The sequence below is a fragment of the uncultured Fretibacterium sp. genome, assembly GCF_938030725.1.
GTDB lineage: Bacteria > Synergistota > Synergistia > Synergistales > Aminobacteriaceae > Fretibacterium.
The window spans coordinates 1-8,608 of record NZ_CALHIQ010000177.1; the positions used below are offsets into that span (position 1 = coordinate 1).

The following is an 8,608-nucleotide window of genomic DNA, read 5'->3' on the forward strand; positions in this document are numbered from 1 at the left end:
AAAACCTGGGCTCGGTTCCGATACGATGATTTGGGGCGCAATGAACCTCGTGCCTACAGCCGTTGGCGTCATCTTGCTTACGGGGATATTGTCCGCGGGCATCTCATCCGCCTCCAATTTTCTCGCTCTGGTTGGATTTTCCTTTATCAACGACATTTTGACCCTGGACGACAAACCGGAAAAAGAAAAACTGAAGATTTCCCGTATCGGCATGTTTATTGTGAGCTTAGTGGTGTTGGTCATGGCATTTTTTGCAAACCACATCTTCTGGATCATGTACTTCGGTGGGACGGTAATCGCGGGGTCGTGGGGACTCGTATCGTTCGCGGCCATTTGGAGCAAAAGGCTGTCGGAAAAAGGCGCTTTCTTGAGCATGCTTCTTGGCTTTATCGGTTGTTTTGGCGTCCGCCTAGCCACCAGCGTATGGGGCGTGACCGTTCCCTTTTTCCTGGATTCCTTTTTCGTGGGCATTTACCTGTCTATCATAGGCATGGTAGTAGGAAACGCCCTAGCAAAGCCCACGCCGGAAGAGGTCGCCGAGAGGGAGAGGCTCTTTATCGTGCCGGACTCCGAAAAAGACGTCGTCGAGATGCGCAAAACCATGGGCGCCTACAAATTTCACATTGCGTTCTCGATCTTTATGTTCGCGCTGTTCACCTTCGGTTATCTTGTGCCTTACCTCAAGGCCGTAAAGTGAGATCGACAGGAGCACGGATCGTCAGGTTCAGCGCAGCCCAATCATACGGAAGGATAACTCCTTCGAGTTTGAGAACCTCCTGCCCTTCCTGAATCGGCTATCCAACCGCTTCGCGATCCGTCCACAATCCTTCTTCGGATAACGCTTGTAAAATCTCGACTGATGAACGGACTGGGACGGCGAACTCCCGCCGTCCCAAATCAGGTAATCCGCGTGCGATACTTCCTTCGCCCTTGCGGCATCTTTCAGTTGAATTTTCAGCGCCGCCAATCGCGATCAGTTGGAGCTATCCGAATCATGGTCGGCACTGCCCACAGGGCTTGACCTTCCTCCATGCGCAAGGTTTAATATCTCCTTTCATAAAGGCTTTTCATCCTAAATTTCGTCCCGGAGGAACTATCGATGGCTTATTTTCAAGAGATCATCTTTTCAAGTTGCCGCAGCATGATGTTTATCATATTCTGTATAACCTTCATCGGCTATCTGTTGGGAGATATCAAGATCAAAGGCGTGGAGTTGGGAACGGCCGGCGTCTTTCTGAGCGCATTGCTTTTTGGGCACTTCGGGTACTCAGACACTTCTTTGCTTCGTCAGATGGGGATCATTACCGTTTCCAGCGGATTCATGCAGCACAGTATGTCTCTCATTCAGGAAATGGGCTTGCTCTGTTTCGTGACCTCCGTCGGCTTTATCGCAGGACCCAATTTCTTTCACAACCTCAAAAGAAACGTCAAATCCTATGCGTTTCTGGGATTGATCATCATCGGAAGCGGCGCCCTGACGTGCGCGGCGGTGATCCTGCTGACCAGCGTAGACTCAGCCATGGGCGTCGGCATACTCTCAGGAGCCTTAACCACAACGCCGGGCTTCGCCGCGGCACAGGACATCGTGCGCTCTAACGAGTTTCTTCTGAACGAGGTCACGGTGGGCCACGCCATTGGCTATCCTTTTGGAGTTGTCGGCGTTGTGCTCTTTGTGCAGATCGTTCCCAAACTCGTCAAAGCGAATATCCTGGAGGAACAGAAGAAGATCAATGCTACATCAGGCCAGCCGCTAGAGTTTACACCAGATCGCCAACAAGAGGAAAATGCGCAACGAAAGCTGATCGACATCGACCCCATTGGCCTCGGGCCTCTTTCTTTAGCCGTCGTTTTGGGAGTCCTGTTGGGCAAGGTTCGGATTCCCCTTCCTCTTGGAACGCACTTCTCGCTTGGAAACACGGGCGGAGCTCTCATCGTGGGATTGATCCTTGGGCATTTTGGTCGGATCGGTCGGATCAATATGCGGATCAGCACGGGATTTCTAAAGGCATTCCGCGAGTTTGGACTCGTGATGTTCCTGATCGGGGCCGGTGTCCCCGGCGGATCCGGCTTCGTTGAGATCGTTCGGGAACACGGCCTGATCCTGTTCTTCTACGGCGCCCTGATGACAACCGTCCCCTTATTGGTCGGCTACTTCATCGCAAAACATGTCGTCAGACTCTGTCTGCTTAACAACCTGGGAGCAATCACCGGAGGCATGACCAGCACTCCAGCGTTGGGAGCTTTGATCAACGTCGCCAAGACGGACGACGTGGCAGCCTCCTACGCCGCAACCTATCCCGTTGCCTTGGTGTTAGTCGTGCTGGCCTCTCAATTTCTCATGACCTTCCTTTGAGAAAATACGGGATACAATTAGTTCGCATTTCGCTAGAAAATTCTACTCTCAGACTGAAGGCAAGGGGACGGATTTGAATCCGTCCCCTTGCCTTCAGTCTGACGCAGTTTGACGCGGAGGCCCTGAACAAACGACAAGCGGCCGTTTCGCCCTGCGTCTTTCCATCTCTCTACGACGGAGTGGGAATGGGAATCAGGCGATCGTCACACCCTGCGTCTCAAGGTCCGCCAGGTTCTCGCGGTGCTTTTCAGCGTTCACGTACCCGACGGCGTCCGCCAGGAGCGTCACCCTGCGCCCCGCCCTCAGTAGGTCCAGCGCGCTCTCGCGCACGCAGAACTCGCTTGCGATGCCACAGACGACAACGCACTCTCCCGCGTCCTGTCCCACAGTCCGCCCCGCCGCGTTCCGCGCCTCGAAGGCGGAATACTCCTCCCGGCCATCGTCCGTGCCCTTATGGTAGACGTTCCCCTCCCCCGGCCGCTGTTCGGCGCGCTTCACGTCCCGCGTGAAGGCCTCGTGGATCGCGCTGCCGCGCTCGCCGGCAACGCAGTGTTCCGGCCACTGGCCACCATTTTCCTTGAAGCTGCAGTGCCCTTTTCCATGCCAGTCCGCCGAGTAGAGCACCCGAACGTCCGGGTGCGCGTTGATGTAGTCCACGGCGCTTTTCACCGCGTCCTCCGCGCCGCAGCAGGCCAGCGATCCGTCGATGAAGTCGTACTGACAATCCACCACCAGAAGCGTTTCCTTCGACATGCAGTTTTCCCCCTCCATATACAGTTCACAGGCAGCCGGACGCCTTATTTCCGCGTCCTCTCCCGCGCGCGGCGGGGACGGGAGCGAAACCCCCTGGGCGAGGGCTTGCGCTCCACGCTGACCCCCCGCGCCTCCGCGATCAGGTCCCTCAGCGCCGCTGCGCGCTCAAAGTCCAGGCGCTCCACGGCCTCCCACATGGCACGCTCCATCTCCTTGACGGACATCTCAGGCTTCGCCGGGGCCGCCTCCCCCTCCTTCGCCCCGACGCCGTCCAGCCGGTAGGCCTCCAGGAGCTCTGGGGGCAGGAGCGTCGTGACCTCCTTCTCCACGCTGCGGGGAACGATGCCGTGTTTCTCGTTGAACGCCATCTGCAGCTCCCGTCGCCGCCGGGTCTCCTTCACGGCGCGGGCGATGCTCTCCGTTTCCACGTCCGCGTAGAGCAGCACCCTGCTGTCCACGTTCCGGGCCGCCCGCCCCATGATCTGAATCAGGGAGCGGTAGGAGCGCAGATACCCCTCGCGGTCCGCGTCCAGGATGGCCACCAGCGTCACCTCCGGCAGGTCCATCCCCTCCCGAAGCAGGTTGATGCCCACCAGCACCTGCACCTCGCCCACGCGCAGGCCGTGGATCAGCTCCGCCCGCTCAAAGGTGTTGAGCTCCGAATGAATGTACTTGACCTTGAATTTCAGCTCGCTCAGGTAGTCCGCCAGGTCCTCGGAGGAGCGCTTCGTCAACGTCAGGACCAGCGCCCGCTCTCCGCGCTCCGTCACGCCCCGCAGCCTCTCCACCAGGTCGTCCACCTGCGTTCGGGCCGGCAGGACCTCCACCGTCGGGTCCGGAACGCCCGTGGGCCGGATCACCTGCTCCACCACCTGAGAGGAGACCTCCACCTCGTAGTCCCCCGGCGTGGCGGACACGAACACGGCCTGGCGCATGTGCTCCTTGAATTCGTCCCACTGGAGGGGGCGATTGTCCAGGCAGGAGGGCAGGCGAAAACCGTTCTCCACCAGCACGGTCTTGCGCGCCCGGTCGCCGTTGAACATGCCCCGCACCTGGGGCAGCGTGATGTGCGACTCGTCCACGAACAGCAGAAAGTCCTCCGGGAAGAAGTCGATCAGCGTGCCCGGCGGCTCCCCATAGTTTCGCCCGTCCAGGTAGACCGAGTAGTTCTCAATTCCGGAGCAATACCCCACCTCCCCCAGCATCTCCATGTCGTAGCGCGTGCGCATCCGGATGCGCTCCGCCTCCAGAGGCTTGTTCGCCTCGTTGAAGCGCCTTTCCATCCGGTCCAGCTCCTCCTGGATCAGGGGGAGGGAGCGCGCGATGGCGTCCGTCTGAGTGACGTAGTGCTGCGCGGGGAAGATCGAGGCCTCCGGCGTATGCTCCACCGACGTCCCCCGCAAGGGGTCCACCTGGTCGATGCGCTCGATCTCGTCGTCGAAGAACGACACGCGGATGCAGGTTTCGGCGTAGGCCGGAAAGATCTCGATGGTGTCGCCCCGCACGCGGAACTTGCCCGGCTCGAGCGACGTGTCGTTGCGCTCGTAGTAGTTCTCCAGCAGGCGCTCCAGGAAGGTGCGGTGCTCCACGCGGTCCCCTTCCTTGAAGGAGAAGATGGCGTTTTCGTAGTTGTCGCGCTTGCCCAGACCGTAGATGCAGGAGACGCTCGCGACGACCAGGACATCCCTCCGCTCGATCAGGGCCTTCGTGGCCGCCAGGCGCAGGCGCTCGATGCGGTCGTTGATGGAGGCGTCCTTTTCGATGTAGGTGTCGCTCGACGGGATGTAGGCCTCCGGCTGGTAGTAATCGTAGTAGGAGACGAAATAGTGAACGGCGTTCTCCGGAAAGAACTGCTTGAACTCGCTGTAGAGCTGCGCCGCCAGCGTCTTGTTGTGCGCCAGGACGAGGGCCGGCCGGTTCGCCGCGGCGATGAGGTTGGCCATCGTAAAGGTCTTGCCGCTGCCCGTGACGCCCATCAGCGTCTGAAAGCGCTGTCCGGCATCGAGGCCTCGCCTCAGGGCCTCGATGGCCTCCGGCTGGTCGCCCGCCGGCGGCCACTCCGAGTGCAGGATAAAGTTTTTTTGTATCAAGTGAAGCCTCCTCCCAGCGGCCTTGCACGCTGTCCGAGGACATCTTACAACAGAAGGGCGGGAAAAGATACCTTGCCTCAACGCGCGAGCGGCAGCAAGGCAGGAGGGGCCCGCGCCTTTAGGAAAGCCTTCGTACGGGGTTGTCCACGTTCTCCGGTCCACGAAGCCGCTCCACAAAAAATGCCCTCTCAAAGAGAGGGGGCATTACAGGATTTCCCTTCAACCCAGGAGGCCGTCCTTCGGCAGGCCGTCCACCCGGTTCTCCGGCAGAGGCGGCGTCAGGTCCCGTTCCTTTTCGGGGGCATCGTCCGGCGCCTTCGCGTCGCCATCCGCCGCGGGCTTCGAGTCCTCGGCCTTCTTCGCCGACCTGGGGGGCAGCTCGCCGCCCTCCATCAGGACGTCGAACTCCGACCGATCCAGGACCTCGCGCTCCAGGAGGATTCCGGCAATCCGGTCCATGAGGTCACGGTGCTCCTCAAGGATCGCGCGCGCCTTGTCGTAGCAGGAGTCGATAATCGCCTTGACCTCCTGGTCGATGGCGTAGGCGATCTCCTCGCTGTAGTTTCGCTCCTCGGAGATGTCCCGGCCCAGGAAGATCTCCTCGTGCTTGTTGCCCAGCTTCACCAACCCCAGCCTCTCACTCATGCCCAGCTCCGTCACCATCTGACGGGCCGTCTGGGTGGAGCGCTCCAGGTCGTTGGCCGCACCGCTCGTGACGTCGCCGAACACGAGCTCCTCCGCAACGCGCCCGCTGAGCAGGATGGCGATCCGGTTCAGGAGGTCGGACCTGGACCGCAGGAAGCGGTCCTCCTCCGGTAGTTGCAGCGTGTAGCCCAGTGCGGCGTGCCCACGCGGGATGATGGAGATCTTGTGCACCGGGTCGCTGTCCGGCAGGACCTTTGCGACGATGGCGTGTCCCACCTCGTGGTAGGCGATGATCTTCTTCTCCCGGTCGCTGATGAGGCGGCTTCGCCGCTCAGGCCCCGCCATCACGCGCTCGATCCCCTCCTCGAGCTCCTCCATGTCGATGCGGTTCTTGTCGTGACGCGCCGCAAGCAGCGCCGCCTCGTTGATGAGGTTCGCCAGGTCCGCTCCCACGAAGCCGGGCGTCCGCCGCGCCAGGACGCCGGTGTCCACATCGTCCGAGAACTTCTTGCCCTTCATGTGGACCTTCAGGATCTCCTCGCGACCGTTGACGTCCGGGCGGTCCACCACGATGTGACGGTCGAAGCGGCCGGGGCGCAGAAGCGCCGGGTCCAGGATGTCGGGACGGTTCGTCGCCGCGATGAGGATGGTGCTGCTGGTGTCATCGAAGCCGTCCAGCTCCACCAGGAGCTGGTTCAGCGTCTGCTCGCGCTCGTCGTGTCCTCCGCCCAGCCCCGCGCCCCTGTGGCGTCCCACCGCGTCCATCTCGTCGATGAAGATGAGGCAGGGCTGGTACTTCTTGGCCTGTTCAAAGAGGTCACGGACGCGGGCAGCGCCAACCCCCACGAACATCTCGACGAAGTCGGAGCCGCTGACGCTGAAGAAGGGGACGTTGGCCTCCCCCGCCGCAGCGCGGGCCAGGAGCGTCTTCCCCGTCCCGGGAGGCCCCAGCAGGAGCACGCCGCGTGGGACCTTGGCCCCAAGCCTCGTGAACTTCTCAGGCGACTTCAGGAACTGCACGACCTCCTGCAGCTCCTCCTTGGACTCCTCGCAGCCCGCCACGTCCGCGAACGTCACCTTGGGGCGGTTGTCCAGGAAGAGCTTCGCCTTGCTCTTGGCGAAGGAGACGACCTTCCCGCCGCCGCCCTGCATGTTGTAGAGGAAGAAGATCCACACGCCAACCAGGAGCAGCGTCGGGACGAGGGAGGAGAGCATCGACATCCACCAGGAGGTCTTCTGCGGCGCCTCCACCGTCACCACCACTCCGGCGCGGGACGCCCGGTCCGCAAGGCCGCTGACGTCCACGCCATAGGTCAGGAAGCGCTTCCCATCCTTCAGCTCACCCCGTAGGACGGCGGAGGAGGACTCCCCCGGCAGGGTGTTGTTCCGGATCTGAAGGATGCGGATGCGCCCTCCCTCCAGCTCCGTGAGGAATGAACTGTAGCTGATCTCGCTGTATTGCTTCTGGGCTTCCTCCGGCGTCATGAAGACGTTGACCAGGCTCACCACCAGCAGGATGAGGACCAGGTAAAGGCCCAGATTCTTAACCACTCGCCCCAAAACATCGCCCCTCTCACGGTCCCGCCCCAACCTCCAGGGGGGCCCACATCGACTGCTCCGGCCGCGGAACGCCCGCACCCTGAGGCGACCGACGGCAACGCTTTATTGTAACATTAAGGCCGCCGCAGTCAAAACAGGATATTGCGGATACGGTCGCGGCCCGCAGGGGTCACAGGGCCTCGACGCTGCGGATGTCCTTCAGGTGACGCCACCTACCGGCACAGTCCAGCCCGTAGCCCACGACGAAGGCGTCCGGTATCTCGAAGCCGCAGTAATCGACCTTCACCGCCGTTTCCCGCCGCGCGCTCTTGTCCAGCAGGACGCAGGTCCTGAGGCTTGCCGGCCTGCGGGCCCGCAGGAGGTCCTGCAGGTAGGACAGCGTCAGCCCCGTGTCCACGATGTCCTCCACGATGAGCACGTCAATGCCCTCAACGCTGTTCTTCAAGTCGTTCAGGATGCGCACGACGCCGCTGCTCTTCGTCGCGTCCGCGTAGGAGGAGACCGACATGAAGTCGATGTGGACGTCCAGGTCGTCCGGCATCTCCCGCACCAGGTCCGTCAAAAAGAACACCGCCCCCGTCAAAATCCCCACGACGAGCAGCTCCCGCTTGCCCCCGTTGTCCGACGCGATCTCGCGCGCCAGCTCCGCCACGCGCTCCGCAATCCTCTCCCGCGAGAGCAACACCTCGCCGAGCCTGTACTCCTTCGCCATCTGCAATCTTCTCCCGTAAAGTAATGATGAAAATCCGTGCCCAGGCTATTGAGGGCGTGCTGTCGACGCCGTCCAGAGGAGCCTGCCGCGCTCCCCAAGGACTGACGCACCTCCTCCCCATTGAAAGACAAAAGGGCCTGCGCGCCCCATGAGGCGCGCCAGGAGCACGGCCCCCATCAGAGCCGCCACGTTGACGGACACGATGCCGGCTCCCGTGGGGAGGTTCCAGACGAAGGAGAGGAACAGCCCCACGGCGAAGCAGGCCAGGGAGATGCAGGCAGCCAGGACGACGAGGGCCCGGAAGCTGCGCACCAGCCGGCGCGCCGTGACCGCCGGAAGGATGATCAGGCTTGAGATCAGGAGCGTCCCCATCATCCTCATGCCCAACACCACCGTGAGGGCGGTAAGGAAGGAGATCAGGAACTGATAGAGCGTGACGTTGATCCCCAGCGACCGCGCGTAATCCTCGTTGTACGTGATCAAAAAGAGCCGGTT

7 protein-coding genes are annotated in these 8,608 nt (G+C 61.4%); 2 read left to right on the forward strand and 5 right to left on the reverse strand.

All coding sequences use genetic code 11. The features are described from left to right. Positions 1-697 (forward strand): hypothetical protein (locus Q0629_RS09775; protein ID WP_298781959.1); only part of this gene is annotated, 697 nt, incomplete at its 5' end. A 402-nt stretch (positions 698-1,099) separates the two neighbouring features. Further along, complete coding sequence (locus Q0629_RS09780) at positions 1,100-2,353, forward strand: permease (RefSeq protein ID WP_298781961.1); 1,254 nt, start codon at positions 1,100-1,102, stop codon at positions 2,351-2,353. Positions 2,354-2,545: 192 nt separating this feature from the next. On the opposite strand, the gene Q0629_RS09785 is transcribed toward Q0629_RS09780, so the two are convergent. The 5 genes from Q0629_RS09785 to Q0629_RS09805 all read right to left on the reverse strand — a co-directional run. Continuing rightward, the gene (locus Q0629_RS09785; protein WP_298781962.1) at positions 2,546-3,106 is read right to left on the reverse strand and encodes an isochorismatase family protein; all 561 of its coding nucleotides are present in this window, start codon (positions 3,104-3,106) and stop codon (positions 2,546-2,548) included. 44 nt (positions 3,107-3,150) lie between these two features. Next, positions 3,151-5,196, reverse strand: coding sequence for an excinuclease ABC subunit UvrB (uvrB, locus tag Q0629_RS09790; protein ID WP_298781964.1), 2,046 nt, complete (start codon positions 5,194-5,196; stop codon positions 3,151-3,153). A 219-nt stretch (positions 5,197-5,415) separates the two neighbouring features. Then, a complete protein-coding gene (gene ftsH, locus Q0629_RS09795) occupies positions 5,416-7,401 on the reverse strand; it encodes an ATP-dependent zinc metalloprotease FtsH (protein ID WP_298781966.1) in 1,986 nt (661 codons plus the stop codon). 169 nt (positions 7,402-7,570) lie between these two features. Next, on the reverse strand, positions 7,571-8,113 hold the full coding sequence (hpt, locus tag Q0629_RS09800; RefSeq protein ID WP_298781968.1) for a hypoxanthine phosphoribosyltransferase: 543 nt from the start codon (positions 8,111-8,113) through the stop codon (positions 7,571-7,573). A gap of 45 nt (positions 8,114-8,158) precedes the next feature. Further along, a partial coding sequence (locus Q0629_RS09805; RefSeq protein WP_298781970.1) for a metal ABC transporter permease occupies positions 8,159-8,608 on the reverse strand: 450 nt, incomplete at its 5' end.